Source organism: Novosphingobium cyanobacteriorum (assembly GCF_029436685.1).
Taxonomy (GTDB): Bacteria; Pseudomonadota; Alphaproteobacteria; order Sphingomonadales; family Sphingomonadaceae; genus Novosphingobium; species Novosphingobium cyanobacteriorum.
On sequence record NZ_JAROCY010000001.1, the window covers coordinates 288,431 to 302,696 of the forward strand.

Annotated in this window: 13 protein-coding genes; 11 read left to right on the top strand and 2 right to left on the bottom strand. The window is 65.1% G+C overall.

What is annotated here, in order from left to right:
- Nucleotides 1-6: 6 nt before the first annotated feature.
- The 9 genes from POM99_RS01360 to POM99_RS01400 all read left to right on the top strand — a co-directional run bounded on the left by POM99_RS01360 (nucleotide 7) and on the right by POM99_RS01400 (nucleotide 10,477).
- Complete coding sequence (locus POM99_RS01360) at nucleotides 7-1,623, top strand: alpha-amylase family glycosyl hydrolase (protein WP_277274945.1); 1,617 nt, start codon at nucleotides 7-9, stop codon at nucleotides 1,621-1,623.
- 4 nt (nucleotides 1,624-1,627) lie between these two features.
- Nucleotides 1,628-3,688, top strand: coding sequence for a glycoside hydrolase family 97 protein (locus POM99_RS01365; protein WP_277274946.1), 2,061 nt, complete (start codon nucleotides 1,628-1,630; stop codon nucleotides 3,686-3,688).
- Between the two features lie 172 nt (nucleotides 3,689-3,860).
- Nucleotides 3,861-5,309, top strand: a complete 1,449-nt coding sequence (gene zwf, locus POM99_RS01370) for a glucose-6-phosphate dehydrogenase (RefSeq protein ID WP_277274947.1) — start codon at nucleotides 3,861-3,863, stop codon at nucleotides 5,307-5,309.
- Nucleotides 5,302-5,922 (top strand): 6-phosphogluconolactonase, encoded by a 621-nt coding sequence (locus POM99_RS01375; RefSeq protein WP_277274948.1) that lies wholly within the window; start codon nucleotides 5,302-5,304, stop codon nucleotides 5,920-5,922. Before zwf ends, POM99_RS01375 begins: the two co-directional genes overlap by 8 nt.
- Nucleotides 5,919-7,742, top strand: coding sequence for a phosphogluconate dehydratase (edd, locus tag POM99_RS01380; RefSeq protein ID WP_277274950.1), 1,824 nt, complete (start codon nucleotides 5,919-5,921; stop codon nucleotides 7,740-7,742). The genes POM99_RS01375 and edd overlap by 4 nt, the downstream gene beginning before the upstream one ends.
- A 25-nt stretch (nucleotides 7,743-7,767) precedes the next feature.
- A complete protein-coding gene (locus tag POM99_RS01385) occupies nucleotides 7,768-8,733 on the top strand; it encodes a glucokinase (RefSeq protein WP_277274951.1) in 966 nt (321 codons plus the stop codon).
- A 71-nt stretch (nucleotides 8,734-8,804) separates the two neighbouring features.
- The gene (locus POM99_RS01390) at nucleotides 8,805-9,587 is read left to right on the top strand and encodes an enoyl-CoA hydratase-related protein (protein ID WP_277274952.1); all 783 of its coding nucleotides are present in this window, start codon (nucleotides 8,805-8,807) and stop codon (nucleotides 9,585-9,587) included.
- 39 nt (nucleotides 9,588-9,626) lie between these two features.
- Complete coding sequence (locus POM99_RS01395) at nucleotides 9,627-9,998, top strand: tRNA-binding protein (protein WP_277274954.1); 372 nt, start codon at nucleotides 9,627-9,629, stop codon at nucleotides 9,996-9,998.
- Nucleotides 9,999-10,036: 38 nt separating this feature from the next.
- On the top strand, nucleotides 10,037-10,477 hold the full coding sequence (locus tag POM99_RS01400) for a DUF488 domain-containing protein (RefSeq protein ID WP_277274955.1): 441 nt from the start codon (nucleotides 10,037-10,039) through the stop codon (nucleotides 10,475-10,477).
- On the opposite strand, the gene aroB is transcribed toward POM99_RS01400, so the two are convergent.
- Both aroB and POM99_RS01410 read right to left on the bottom strand, forming a co-directional pair.
- Nucleotides 10,474-11,580 carry a 3-dehydroquinate synthase gene (gene aroB / locus POM99_RS01405; RefSeq protein WP_277274956.1) on the bottom strand — a complete coding sequence of 369 codons (1,107 nt, stop codon included), beginning with the start codon at nucleotides 11,578-11,580 and terminating at the stop codon, nucleotides 10,474-10,476. The two genes, POM99_RS01400 and aroB, sit on opposite strands and share 4 nt — an antisense overlap.
- The gene (locus POM99_RS01410; RefSeq protein WP_277274957.1) at nucleotides 11,571-12,152 is read right to left on the bottom strand and encodes a shikimate kinase; all 582 of its coding nucleotides are present in this window, start codon (nucleotides 12,150-12,152) and stop codon (nucleotides 11,571-11,573) included. Before POM99_RS01410 ends, aroB begins: the two co-directional genes overlap by 10 nt.
- Nucleotides 12,153-12,219: 67 nt before the next feature.
- Between POM99_RS01410 and POM99_RS01415 the strand changes: the two genes are divergently transcribed.
- Together POM99_RS01415 and POM99_RS01420 are read left to right on the top strand one after the other, a co-directional pair.
- A complete protein-coding gene (locus POM99_RS01415; RefSeq protein WP_277274958.1) occupies nucleotides 12,220-12,378 on the top strand; it encodes a hypothetical protein in 159 nt (52 codons plus the stop codon).
- Complete coding sequence (locus tag POM99_RS01420; RefSeq protein ID WP_277274959.1) at nucleotides 12,375-14,261, top strand: hypothetical protein; 1,887 nt, start codon at nucleotides 12,375-12,377, stop codon at nucleotides 14,259-14,261. The genes POM99_RS01415 and POM99_RS01420 overlap by 4 nt, the downstream gene beginning before the upstream one ends.
- Nucleotides 14,262-14,266: the final 5 nt, after the last annotated feature.

A 14,266-nucleotide genomic window follows, 5' to 3' on the forward strand; every position in this document is an offset into this window, starting at 1 on the left:
TCCCCGATGAAAATTGCCCCCAAGGCCGAGCCGGCTGAAACGCCGTGGTGGCGAGGCGCAACGATCTACCAGATCTATCCCCGCAGTTTCTGCGATTCCAATGGCGATGGGATCGGCGACCTGCCGGGCATCACTTCGCGGCTTGAGCATGTGGCGCGGCTGGGCGCGGACGCGATCTGGATCTCGCCGTTCTTCAAGAGCCCGATGGACGATTTCGGATATGACGTGTCAGACTATTGCGACGTCGATCCGATCTTCGGCACGCTTGAGGACTTCGACGCGCTGGTGAAGCGGGCCCACGAACTGGGGCTGAAGGTCACCATCGATCAGGTCTATGCCCACACATCGGAACAGCATCCGTGGTTTGTGGAAAGCCGTCAGTCGAAGGACAACGCCAAGGCGGACTGGTATGTCTGGGCCGATCCGAAGCCGGACGGCTCACCTCCTTCCAACTGGCAATCAGTGTTCGGCGGGCCGGCGTGGAAGTGGGATGCGCGGCGCTGCCAGTATTACCTGCACAACTTTCTTTCCAGCCAGCCGCAGATGAACGCGCACAATCCCGATGTGCAGGAAGCGCTGCTGGGGGTGATGCAGTTCTGGCTGGACCGGGGCGTTGACGGGTTCCGCATCGATGCGCTGAACTTCCTGATGCATGACCCGACGCTGCGCGACAATCCGCCCGCGCCCTATGACGGGCGGCGACGGACGCGGCCCTTCGACTACCAGCTGAAGATCTACAACCAGTCGCACCCCGATATCGTGAAGTTCATCGAGCGGATCCGTGGCCTTTGTGACCGGTATGGCGCGGTGTTCACCGTGGCCGAAGTGGGCGGCGACCTGGCCGAGACCGAGATGAAGGAGTTCACGGCCGGGGAGGGCCGGCTGAACAGCGCCTATGGCTTCGATTTCCTCTATGCGCCTGCGATCACGCCCGCGCTGGTGGAAAGCGTGCTGGCCAAGTGGCCCGACGAGGACGGCCTCGGCTGGCCAAGCTGGGCCTTCGAAAACCACGATGCGCCGCGTGCCCTGTCGCGCTGGTGCGCTCCGGAACAGGTGGATGCCTTTGCGCGGATGAAGGCGGTGCTGTTCGCTTCGCTGCGTGGCAACATCATCGTCTACCAAGGCGAGGAACTGGGCCTGACGCAGGTGGACATCCCGTTCGAGCAGCTGCAGGACCCGGAGGCGATCGCCAACTGGCCGCTGACCCTGTCTCGCGACGGAGCGCGGACGCCGTTGCCGTGGGCGGCGCAGGCGGGAGAGGGTGGCTTTACCGACGGCGCGCCGTGGCTGCCGCTGGGCGAAGAGAACCTGGCCCGCGCGGTGGACCGGCAGGAAGCCGATCCCGCATCGGTCCTGAACCTGACCACGCAGCTCATCACGCTGCGGCGTGACCATCCGGCATTGCGCCGGGGCTCGTTCGACGTGTTGCTGGTGGATGAGGCGCGCCTGGTCGTACGGCGGCAGGCCGAGGGTGAGAGTGTGCTCGCCCTGCTCAACATGGGCGGTGTCGCCGCCGAATGGCCCGCTGCCATGCCGATGAAGGGCAAGGTGCTGGCAAGCGTCAACGGGGCCGAATTCGGCCACCTGCCGCCGTTTGCGGCGATGATCGTTCAGGATGGATAGACCCATGCGCATTTCTGCCGGTTTCACAGCGCCGCTGGCGCTGGCGCTTTCCTGCGCCCTGCTTCCGCAAGCATCGCTGGCGCAGGAGGCGGCGAAGGTGACCGCCGCTTCGCCCGATGGATCGATGGTGCTGACGGTCACGACCGACGCCGACGGGCGCCCCACCTACAGCCTGAGCCGCAAGGGCAAGCTGCTGGTGGGCGCATCGTCGCTCGGCTTCATTCTGGCAGACGGGCCGACCATGGTGCGCGGCAACCGCATCGTCGGTTCAGACATCGGCAGCGGCAAGGAGACGTGGGAGCAGCCGTGGGGTGAGCGGCGCTTCGTGACCGACGAGCACAACGATCTGGTGGTGAAGTTCGAGCAGGTGCCCGAATGGGGCGGGCGGCGCATGAACGTGCGCTTCCGCCTGTTCAACAACGGCTTCGGCTTCCGCTATGAACTGCCCGAGCAGGCGGCGATGAAGACCATGAAGATCGCCGACGAGCTGAGCGAGTTCGCGCTGACGCAGAACGGCAGCGCGTGGTGGATCCCCGGCGGCGAATGGAACCGGTATGAGCAGGTGTACCAGAAGACGCCGATCGATGGCGTTTCCACCGCGCACACGCCGATCACCATGAAGCTGGACGATGGCACGCACATCGCCATCCACGAAGCCGCACTGGTGGATTACTCCGGCATGTGGCTGAAGCGGATCACCGGGACCACGTTCCGCTCAACACTTTCGCCTTCGCCCAACGGGCCGAAGGTGGTGCGCGACCTGCCGTTCAACACGCCGTGGCGCACGATGCGGATTGCCGACAACGCGGCCGGTCTGGTGGAGAACGATCTGGAGCTGAACCTGAACGAGCCGAACAAGCTGGGCGATGTCAGCTGGTTCAAGCCGATGAAGTACATCGGCATCTGGTGGGGCATGATCAGGGGCGACTGGACCTGGGCCGAAGGGCCCAAGCATGGCGCCACCACCGAACGGACCAAGCAATACATGGACTTTGCCGCCAGGCACCACTTCGGGGGCGTGCTGGTGGAAGGCTGGGACAAGGGCTGGAACGGCAACTGGTTCGGCAATGGCAAGGACTTCAGCTATACCCAGGCCACGCCGGATTTCGATCTGAAGGCGGTGACCGCCTATGGCGCGAAGAAGGGCGTTCAGCTGATCGGCCACCATGAGACTGGCGGCAACATCGCCAACTATGAGGCGCAGCTGGACGATGCGATGAAGCTCTATGCTTCGCTGGGCGTGCATGCGGTGAAGACCGGGTATGTCGCCGATGCAGGGGGCATCCTGACACCGGGGGATGGCCCGGGCACCTATCGCATGGAGTATCACGACGGGCAGCGGCAGGTGGAGCATCACCTGAAGGTGGTGGAAACGGCGGCGAAATACCGCATCGCCATCAATGCGCACGAGCCGGTGAAGGATACCGGCCTGCGCCGCACCTATCCCAACTGGATCGACCGGGAAGGCGCGCGGGGCATGGAATACAACGCGTGGGGGCAGTTCGCCAACGGGCCCAGCCACGAACCGACGCTGGTCTATACCCGCATGCTGTCAGGCCCGATGGACTTCACTCCGGGCGTGCTGAGCCTGGAGGGCGCGAACCAGGTGCCGCTGGCCTCCACGCTGGCCAAGCAGCTGGGGCTTTATCTCGCGCTCTATTCACCGATCCAGATGGCGGCGGATTTCATCGAGAACCTTGAGGCGCATCCGAGGGAACTTGCCTTCATCGAGCAGGTGCCGGCCGACTGGGCGGAAAGCCACCTGATCGCCGGCGAAGTGGGCGAATATGCGATCTTTGCCCGCAAGGACCGCAACAGCGCCGACTGGTATATGGGCGGGGTGAACGACGCTACTGCGCGCGACCTTGCGCTGAAGCTCGATTTCCTTGATCCCGGCATGACCTATACCGCCACGATCTGGAAGGATGGCGAAGGCGCCACTTACGCCACGCAGGCACGCCACCGCATCGCCTATGAAACGCGCAAGGTGAGGAAGGGCGATGTCATCCCGTTGTGGCTGGCGCCCGGCGGGGGTGCGGCGGTGCGACTGCATCCGGGGAAATAACAAGCCGCCTGCGGGTTGCCCTCGTGCATGGTGCAGTGCAAAACCGGGCCTCGGATTTTGGCACGCATAGCTATCACCTGCATACTTATGCGTGCTGAAGGGACCGGCGTTCCGGTATAGTCCGGGCGCCGCGCCGGGCTTTGCCCGCACATGCAAGGGAGAATTCGCGTCGATGGCCGAGACAAGCTGCTCCGCCCTGCTTCTGTTCGGCGCGACCGGGGACCTATCCCGCCGCATGCTGCTGCCCTCGCTCTATGCGCTGCATGAGGACGGGCTGATCGATCCCACATTGCGGATTGTAGGTACCGCACGCTCGGAACACGACGATGCCGAGTTTCGCGAATTTGCGGCGCAGGCACTGTCGGAGTTCCTGCCGCCAGACCGCAAGGACGAGACCAAGCTCGCCAGCTTCCTCGACCGGCTGCAATACCAGACGCTCGACGCCTCGAACGTCGATGGGTTCGGCGATCTGGCGAAGAAGCTGGGTGACACCAGCTGCGGCCTCTCGATCTTCCTGTCGACGGCACCCGCCCTGTTCGAGCCGACCATACAGGGTCTGCGCAACGCAGGCCTTGCGCATGACAATGTGCGGATCGGCCTGGAAAAGCCGCTGGGCAACGATCTCGCATCCAGCCGCCGGATCAACGATGCGGTGGCAGCCGGGTTCTCGGAAAACCAGATCTTCCGCATCGATCATTACCTGGGCAAGGAAACGGTGCAGAACCTGATGGCTCTGCGCTTTGCCAACATGATGTTCGAACCGCTGTGGAATTCCGCGGGGATCGACCACGTGCAGATCACCGTCAGCGAGACCGTGGGCCTTGAAGGGCGCAAGGGGTTCTATGACGATACCGGCGCGCTGCGTGACATGGTGCAGAACCACATGCTGCAACTGCTGGCGCTTACCGCGATGGAGCCGCCGCGCGATTATGACGCGACCTCGATCCGCGACGAGAAGGTGAAGCTGCTGCGCGCGCTGCGCCCGGTAAAGCCGGAAGAGATGGTGCGCGGCCAGTATCGCGCCGGGGCGGTGAAGGGCGAAAGCGTCAACGGTTACCTTGAAGACCTTGGCCAGCAGTCTGACACCGAGACGTTCGTGGCGATCAAGGCGCATGTCGACAACTGGCGCTGGCAGGGCGTGCCATTCTACCTGCGCACGGGCAAGCGACTGGCCGAACGGCGCAGCGAGATCGTGCTGCAGTTCAAGCAGGTGCCGCACAACATCTTTGCCGAACGTGGCGGCCGGCTGCGCGCCAACCGTCTGGTGATCCGCCTGCAGCCCGAGGAATATGTGCGGCTTCAGGTGATGGCCAAGGAACCGGGGCTCGATCGCGGTGGCATCGTGCTGCGTGAGGTGAACCTTGATCTGTCGCTGACCACCGCCTTTGCAAAAGCGCGCCGCCGCATCGCCTATGAGCGCCTGCTGTTGGACCTGATCGAGGGCGAGCAGACCCTGTTCGTGCGACGGGACGAGGTGGAAGCACAGTGGAAGTGGGTCGACGCGATCCGCAAGGTCTGGGAAAGCGGCGACCATGAAGTGAAGCCCTATGCCTCCGGCGGATGGGGGCCGAATGCCGCCATCGCCCTGACCGAGCGTGACGGGCGCAGCTGGAATGACTGATCCGGTCAAGGTCCGCTGGGCCGATCCGGGCGATGCCGCCGCCGTGGCGGACCGCATCGCGGCTGAGTTGGCCAAGCCGGGGCCAAAGCGCATCGCCTTCACCGGGGGAAGCACCCCGATCAAGGTGCTGTCGCTGCTGAAGGACCAGCCGCTCGACTGGTCCAGCGTGACGATTGCACTGACCGACGATCGTGTGGTGCCCGACGATCATCCTGCCTCCAACTTCGGCAAGATCCACGCCGCGTTGGGGGGAAGTGGCGCGAGGTTCGAGCGACTGGTGGAAGGCGCGGAGGTAGAACCTTTCGACCTGGTATGGCTTGGCATGGGCGAGGACGGGCATGTCGCGTCGATCTTCCCCCATATGCACGCCCTGCTGCGCCCGGGACCGACGGTGATCGCCACCACCCCGGTGCCGTTGCCACCCGAGGCGCCGTTCGACCGGTTGAGCCTGAACAAGCGGGCGCTGAAGGCAACGAAGGAGATCATCCTTGTTGTTACCGGCAAGAGCAAGAAAGCGCTGATCCAGAAGGTGCTTGCCGGCTCCGACGCCTATCCCGTTTCCGATTTCCTGCGTGGCTATGGCCCGCCTGTGACCATTTACTGGAGCGAATGATGCCGCTGAACCCCACAGTCGCCAAGGTGACCGAGCGGATCGTGGAACGCTCGCGCAAGAGCCGTTCCGCCTACCTTGACCTGATCGAGCGGCAGCGCGGCGATGGCCTGAACCGGCCCCGCCTCTCATGCGGCAACCTGGCCCACGGCTTTGCCGCATCGGGCGAGGACAAGCCGGTGATCCGCAGCGGCAATGCCATGAACATCGGCATCGTCACCGCCTATAACGACATGCTGTCCGCGCATCAGCCCTATGGTCGCTACCCCGAGCAGATCAAGGTGTTCGCCCGTGAAGTGGGCGCGACGGCGCAGGTCGCAGGCGGCACCCCGGCGATGTGCGATGGGGTGACTCAGGGGCAGGATTCGATGGAACTGTCGCTGTTCAGCCGCGACGTGATCGCCATGTCCACGGCGGTGGCGCTGAGCCATGCGATGTTCGAATCCACGCTGCTTCTGGGCATATGCGACAAGATCGTGCCCGGTCTGTTGATTGGATCGCTGCGTTTCGGCCACCTGCCGACCATCCTGATCCCGGCCGGCCCGATGCCCAGCGGCCTTGCCAACAAGGAAAAGGTCCGCGTCCGCCAGCTTTATGCCGAGGGCAAGGTGGGGCGAGAAGAACTGCTGGAAAGCGAAAGCGCGAGCTACCACTCCGCCGGCACCTGCACCTTCTATGGCACGGCCAATTCCAACCAGATGATGATGGAAATGATGGGCCTGCACATGCCGGGCTCGTCGTTCGTGCTGCCGGGCACCAAGCTGCGGCAGGAACTGACCCGCGCCGCCGTGCACCGCATCGCCCAGATCGGTTGGGATGGCGATGATTACCGTCCGCTTGGCCACTGCGTGGATGAAAAGGCCATCGTGAACGCCATCGTCGGTCTGCTCGCCACGGGTGGATCGACAAACCACGTCATCCACCTGCCGGCAATTGCGCGGGCTGCGGGCGTGCAGATCGACTGGGATGATATGGACGAGCTGTCCTCGGTCGTGCCTCTGATCGCCAGCATCTATCCCAACGGGGCCGGCGAAGTGAATTACTTCCACGCGGCGGGCGGCATGCCCTATGTGATCAAGGAACTGGTCGGGTCCGGCCTTGCCCATGCCGACATTCGCACGGTCTATGGCAAATCGCTTGAAGAGGGCGCGCAGAACCCCGTGATGGATGGTGACACGCTGTGCTGGACACCCGCACCGGAAGCCAGCGGTGACGACAAGATGCTGCGTCCGGTTGCCGCACCTTTCCAGGCGGAAGGCGGCTTTCGGCTGCTCAAGGGCAACCTCGGGCGCGGGACGATCAAGGTCAGCGCAGTCGACCGTTCGCGCTGGACGATCGAGGCCCCCTGCCGCGTGTTCCATGACCAGAACGATGTGCTCAAGGCCTTCAAGGCGGGCGATCTGGAACGCGACGTGGTCGTGGTGGTCCGCTTCCAGGGGCCGGCGGCCAACGGCATGCCGGAACTGCACAAGCTGACCCCGCCGTTGGGTGTGCTGCAGGACCGTGGCTTCAAGGTGGCGCTGGTGACCGACGGGCGCATGTCCGGGGCATCGGGCAAGGTGCCCGCAGCCATCCACATCTCGCCCGAGGCCAAGCTGGATGGCCCCCTCGCACGCCTGCGCGATGGCGACGTCGTGAGGGTCTGCGCCGAGACGGGCGAACTGGCGGCTCTTGTTCCGCAGGCGGAATGGGATGCACGCACGCCGGCCGAGGCACCTGTTGCCGGGATGGGCGTGGGGCGTGAGCTGTTCGCCATGATGCGCCATTATGCCGACCCCGCCGAGCGCGGCGGTTCGGCGATGCTGGCGTCTGCCGGGCTTTGATGGCCAGTTTGCAGGGATGGGAACGATGAAGCTGGTTTCGGTGGATATTGGCGGCACGCACGCGCGCTTTGCCATGGCCGAAGTGGCCGAGGGGCGCGTGGTTTCGCTGGGCGATGCCGTCACGCTGAAGACAGCGGACCATGCGAGCTTCCAGTTGGCATGGCAGGAATATGAACGGTTGAACGGTGCGCCTCTGCCTGCGGCTGCTGCCATTGCAGTGGCCGGTCCTGTGGGGGGCGAGATCATCAAGTTCACGAACAACCCGTGGATCATTCGTCCCGCGCTGATCCCCGAAAGGCTTGGGGCCGACACGTTTGTGGTGGTGAACGACTTTGCCGCCGTGGCGCACGCGGTGGCGCAGGCGGATGACGAACATTTCGTCCACCTGACCGGTCCCGACATGCCGCTGCCCGCCGAAGGGACGATCAGCGTGGTCGGCCCGGGCACGGGGCTGGGTGTCGCGCAGTTGTGGCGCAACGCGGCGGGCTATCATGTTCAGCCCACCGAAGGTGGCCATATCGATTTCGCGCCGCTTGATGCGATCGAGGATGCAATCCTTGCCCGCCTGCGCAAGCGGCATCGGCGGGTTTCGGTGGAGCGTGTTGTCGCGGGGCCTGGCATAGTCGACATCTACGAGACGCTGGCCGGTATCGAAGGCCGCGCCATCGTCGCGCAGGAGGACAAGGCGTTGTGGGCGGCAGGCACCGGGGGGGAAGACAGCCTTGCCGCAGCGGCCGTTGATCGCTTTTGCCTTTCGCTGGGCAGCGTCGCAGGGGACCTTGCGTTGGCGCACGGCGCTTCTGCGCTGGTGATGGCTGGTGGCCTTGGCCTCAGGATCAAGGATACCCTGCTGCGATCTGGCTTTGCCGACCGGTTCCAGGCGAAAGGGCGCTTCGAAGGGCTGATGGCGGCCATGCCGGTGAAGCTGATCACGCATCCCCAGCCCGGCCTGTTCGGCGCGGCGGCGGCGTTTGCGCAGGCCTATCGCTAAAGCCACCTTGCCAAGCTGGAAGCGCTCGCCTAGCCACTCTTAATCAAGCGATTAAGAGTGGGGATGCCATCATGGATTTCGAGTGTATTCGCCTGGAGCGCGTCGGTGATGTTGCACGGATCGTGCTGAATCGGCCCGAACGGCTCAACGCCTGTCCGCCGCACATGGCGATCGAGATTTCAGATGCGCTCAGCCTTCTTGGCGATGCGCGCGCCTTGCTGGTGACGGGCGAGGGGCGCGCGTTCTGTTCGGGTGCAGATCTGGCCGGGGCTGGAGGGGCGCCGATCAGCCCCGGGGCAGGCAGCTACAAGTCGTTGACCGAAGCCTATAATCCCATGATCCTCAAGTTTTCCCGCCTGCCGATCCCGGTGGTGATGGCGGTGAACGGGCCCGCGGCCGGTGTCGGCTGCCCCCTGGCCTTGGCCGGTGATTTCACGCTCGCCGGACGCAGCGCCTATTTCCTGCAGGCGTTCGTCAACATCGGGCTGGTGCCTGATGGCGGATCGAGCTGGATCCTGCCCCGCCTGATCGGGAAGGCGCGCGCGCTGCAAATGATGATGCTGGGCGAAAAGATTTCGGCTGAGAAGGCCGAGGACTGGGGCCTGATCTACAAGTGCGTGGACGATGCTGCACTGGCGGACGAGGCCATGGCGCTGGCGGAGCGGCTTGCCGCCGGACCTACCGTTGCCCTGGGTGCGATGCGCCAGGTGATGGCGAAGGGGCTTGAATCGGACCTGTCGTCAACGTTGCTGATGGAAGCCGAAGCGCAGCAACGTGCAGGCGACAGTGCCGATGCCGCTGAAGGAATCGCTGCCTTCCTTGAGAAGCGCAAAGCGTCCTTCGCCGGGAAGTAAGGCGTTTGTCCGGCCGCGTGCGGCATCGTATCAGGTGCCATGCACCTCGATCACGATCCCGCCGCGCCGCCTGCCGAACCGATTGGCTTTGATGACTTCCTCAAGGTGGACATTCGCATCGGCACGATCGTGTCCGCCGAACCCTATCCACAGGCGCGCAAGCCCAGCCTGATCCTGCAGATCGACTTTGGCCCGGCCATTGGCGTGCGGAAATCGAGCGCGCAGGTCGCGTCTCTCTATGTTCCCGCAGAGCTGCCGGGGCGGCAGGTGGCGGCGGTGGTCAATTTCCCACCCCGCCAGGTGGGCAAGATCATGTCCGAAGTGCTGACGCTGGGTTTTGCCGACGCAGAGGGGCGGGTCGTGCTGTTTTCGCCCGATAATCCCGTTCCCAACGGATCCCGCCTGTTCTGACCCTTGCAGGCCGGGCCAGCGGTGACCACCTGCGCTGCATGCCCAAGCCCAAGATCTGGACCATCGGATACGAGCAGACGACAATGCCTGCCTTCGTGGCCGCGTTGCAGGAAGCCGGGGTGGAAGTGGTGGCCGATGTGCGCGCCCTGCCGCTTTCACGAAGGCCGGGGTTCTCCAAGTCTTCGCTCGCCGCAAATCTGCAGGAAGCGGGGATTGGTTACGCCCACTTCCGCGCATTGGGGACGCCACCCGAGGGCAGGGCTGCCGCACGCCGCAACGATCACAAGACCTTGGAACGGGTTTACGCGGGCCAGCTCGAACTGCCCGAAGCCATGGTTGCCGGAGCGCAGCTGGCTGAACTGGCGCGCGATCGCAAGGTGGCTCTGCTGTGTTATGAGCGGCAGGCCTGCGGGTGCCACCGCACGCTCCTGCGCGAGGCGGTGCTGCCGGATTTCGAACCTGTTGACCTGCTGCCTTAGGCGGCCAGTTCCTCGTCGAGGAACGCGGCCACTTCACTGAGGTCCACGTCCTTGGCCAGGAAAGTCTGCCCGATCCCGCGCATCAGCAGGAAAGGCAGGGTGCCGGCATCCATCTTCTTGTCATGCAGCATGTGATCGGCCAGCCGACGCCCGTCACAATCGAGGCCGAGCGCCGCAAGCGAGGCGGGAAGGCCGATCGCGCCGATGTGCGCCGCCACGCGCTGCGCATCCTGCCCGGTCATCAGACCCAGCCGCGCAGAGAAGCGTGCCGCCAGAACCATGCCCAGCGCCACGCCTTCGCCATGCAGCAGCCGGTCGGAAAATCCTGTCTCCGCCTCAAGCGCATGGCCAAAGGTGTGGCCCAGGTTGAGCAAAGCGCGCACGCCTGCCGTTTCCTTTTCATCCGCCGCCACGATGCGCGCCTTGGCAGCCACGCTCTTGGCGATGGCAGTCTCGCGGGCCTGCGGATCGCCCTTGAGCAGCGCGGGCCCGTATTGCTCGCACCACTCGAAGAACCCGGCATCGTCGATCAGGCCGTACTTTACCACTTCGGCGTATCCCGCGCGCGTGTCGCGCAGCGACAGGGTGTCGAGCGCATCCGGATCGGCAAGCACGAGCGAGGGCTGATGGAATGCGCCGACCAGGTTCTTGCCCAGCGCGGTGTTGATCGCGGTCTTGCCGCCAACGCTGGAATCGACCTGCGCCAGCAAGGTCGTGGGAATCTGGATGAAACCGCAGCCACGCTTCACCATCGAAGCGGCAAAGCCGGTGAGATCGCCGATCACGCCACCGCCCAGCGCGATCACATTGTCCTTCCGTTCGATTTCCTGCTCCAACAGGAAGTCGACCACCCGGGCCAGATGCTCCCACGATTTGGTGGCTTCCCCGGCGGGCAGCACCAGCCAGGCGCTGGCCAGACCGGCCGCGGTCAGCGAGGCTTCCACTACCTCGCGCCATTGCGCGGCGACATTGGCGTCGGTGACGACCGGAACGCTGCCCTTGCGGATGAACGGACGCACTTCGGAGCCGAGGCGGCGCAGCAGCCCCGCTTCGATCCGCACTTCGTAAGGTGCGCCGGCAATGGCGACGGGGATTACAGCCATGCGTCAATAGCCCTCAGGATCGCGTGTGCGGTAACCTGATGAGGCTGGTTGCCGCTGGTTATGTGGATGGCGGCCTGCGCATAGTGAGGCTGCCGCTCGTTTCTCAGGCGCGTAAGGATCTCGCGCGGATCCCCCTGCTTCAAGAGGGGGCGGTTGTCCTTGCGGCCCACCCGATCCATCAGCGTTTCAACATCGCTGTCGAGCCAGACCGAAATGCCGCGGGCAAGGATCAGTCCGCGCGTTTCAGGATCGACAAAGGCGCCACCCCCGGTCGCCAGCACCTTGCGGTCCTCGCGCGCGCCTTCTCCCACCAGCCGCGCGATCACCCGGCGCTCGCCGCTGCGGAAATAGGGTTCGCCATACTGTGCGAAGATTTCGGGGATGGACATCTGCGCCGCCCGTTCGATCTCTTCGTCCGCATCGACGAATGGCAGTCCCAGCAGCATGGCCAGCTTGCGGCCCACCGTGGTCTTGCCCACGCCCATCATCCCCACCAGCACGACCGGACGGTCGATGCGCGCTGCAATGCGCGCGACTTCGGCAGAAGAAAGGAGAGGGCTGTCGTGCTCCATTGCCGCGCCGCCTATACATGCGCTAGGGCCAGTGCAAGCGCCGTTGCGGCGCACGTGGCGAGGTCGCGTGGACAGACGATTTGTGGTGGCGGGCGCCGGCGTTCTCCTGGGCCTGCTGGTGGCGATATTGATGGTGGCTTGGATGATGGGGGGAACCCAACCGATGCGCTGGATCGAAACGCCGGTTTCCGTGCCGCCATCCGCCGTGGCGGGAGGCCAGCAGTGACGCGCGGCCAATTCCGTCTCGCGATCCTGGGATGCGTGGCCAGCGTCGGGCTTTCTGGCGCGGTTATCGCGCAGCAGTCGTTGCTGCCGCCCGGCTTCGATGATGACAAGCCTGCACCGACGCCGAGCCGCAGTCCAAGGCCAACGCCCAGTGCAAGCGCCCGGCCATCCGCCCCTGCCAAGCCGCAGGCAGCTGCTGCCGCCGCACCAGCGCCTGCTCCCGCACCTGCGACAACATCTACCGCAGTCATCCAACCTCTGCCCGAGGACACGCGCGTTTCCGGCCCCGTGGCCGCGCGGGTGGACAACCTCGACGACATCGACCCCGCGCTGATCGACCAGCTGATCCAGAGTGCCACGCCCAAGTACGACATTCCGCCCCAGGCGCAGCGCAGCCTTGAGCGTGTCGGCTTCCTTGCCGAACAGGATGGTGGCCTGCCGGCCACTTCGACGCATTACCTCAATGGCGAATACGTCTCCGGCGTGCTCGGCAAGATCGAAGGCCGGCTCGTTTCGCGCTGGGGCCACATCCTTCTGCGTCGTACGTTGGCCAGCCGGCTTGATACGCCGGTGGGCATGAACGGTGCGGATTGGGCCGCGCTGCGCGCCAGCCTGCTGCTCCGCATGGGTGAAGCCGATGCTGCGCGCGAACTGATACAATCGGTGGACAGCGGCTTCTACACGCGCAGCCTGGAAGACGCGGCGCTCGGATCCTTTCTTGCAACGGCCGATCCCGTGGGCATCTGCCCCGTGGCTGCGCTGACCGCCGCAGGCCACCCGGGCTGGGAGTGGGATCTGTCGCGCTCCATCTGTCAGGCCTTCACCGGCGGCGAGGGCGCCCCCGCGCTGGCGCAGCTTGATCGCGCAATGCGGCGCGGCACGGGTGCCAAGATCGACATCCTGCTGGCGCAGAAGTTTGCTGGCGCCGCCGCCAATGCGCGCCGGGCGGTGACAATCGAATGGAAGGATGTGGACCGCCTGACGCCGTGGCGCACCGGCATGTCCTTCGCCACCGGGATCGAACCGCCCGAGACCCTGCGCAAGGCTTCGGGCGCGGCCTATTCGCTGTTGGCCACGCGTGCGCCGATGCTGCCACTGGCCAGTCGCGCGGGAGCCGCCGATGTCGCCGCCGGGCGTGGGGTGCTCTCGAGCGCGGCGATGGTCGATCTCTATGCCGAGATTGCCGCGCTGGATGAGCCCGACTCCACCTGGGGTCCGCTCGCAGCGCAACTGCGCAATGCCTATGTGGCCGAGAGCGAAAGCGAGCGGCTTGCGGCGATCAAGGCCCTGTGGGGTGATGGCGGCGATGCCGATCATGCCTATTCGCGCCAGGTGCTGACCGCCTATGCCGCTGCACGGATGGTGCCGAACCAGGAACTGGCCGATGACGCCGCCAGCCTGATCGCCTCAATGCTTTCCGCCGGGCTGGATCGCAACGCCATCCGCTGGGCATCCGTGGTGCCTGCAGGCAGCAAGGCCTGGGGTCTGCTCGCCCTGTCCGCTCCCGCCAAGCCAAGCGCGATCAGTGCCGACAACCTTTCGGCCTTCAGCAGCGATGACGACAGCAGTGGCAGCCTGCGCAGCCAGTTCCTGCTTGCCGGTCTTCTGGGACTTGGCCGCGTCGATCCCGCAACCGGGCAGGAGTTTGCCGGCAAGATCAAGGTCGATCTCGGGCGGCAGACCCGCTGGACCAAGGCCATCGATTCTGCCGCCGATTCCGGCAACCCGGCGCTCGTCTCGATGCTTGCCGCCTTCGGCATGCAGGCCTCGGGCTGGGACAAGATGACGGCGGTCCACCTCTATCACATCGTGTCCGCGCTGCGACGGGTGGGCATGGATGCCGAAGCCCGCATGATCGCGGTGGAGGCCGTGGCGCGGGCCTGACAGGA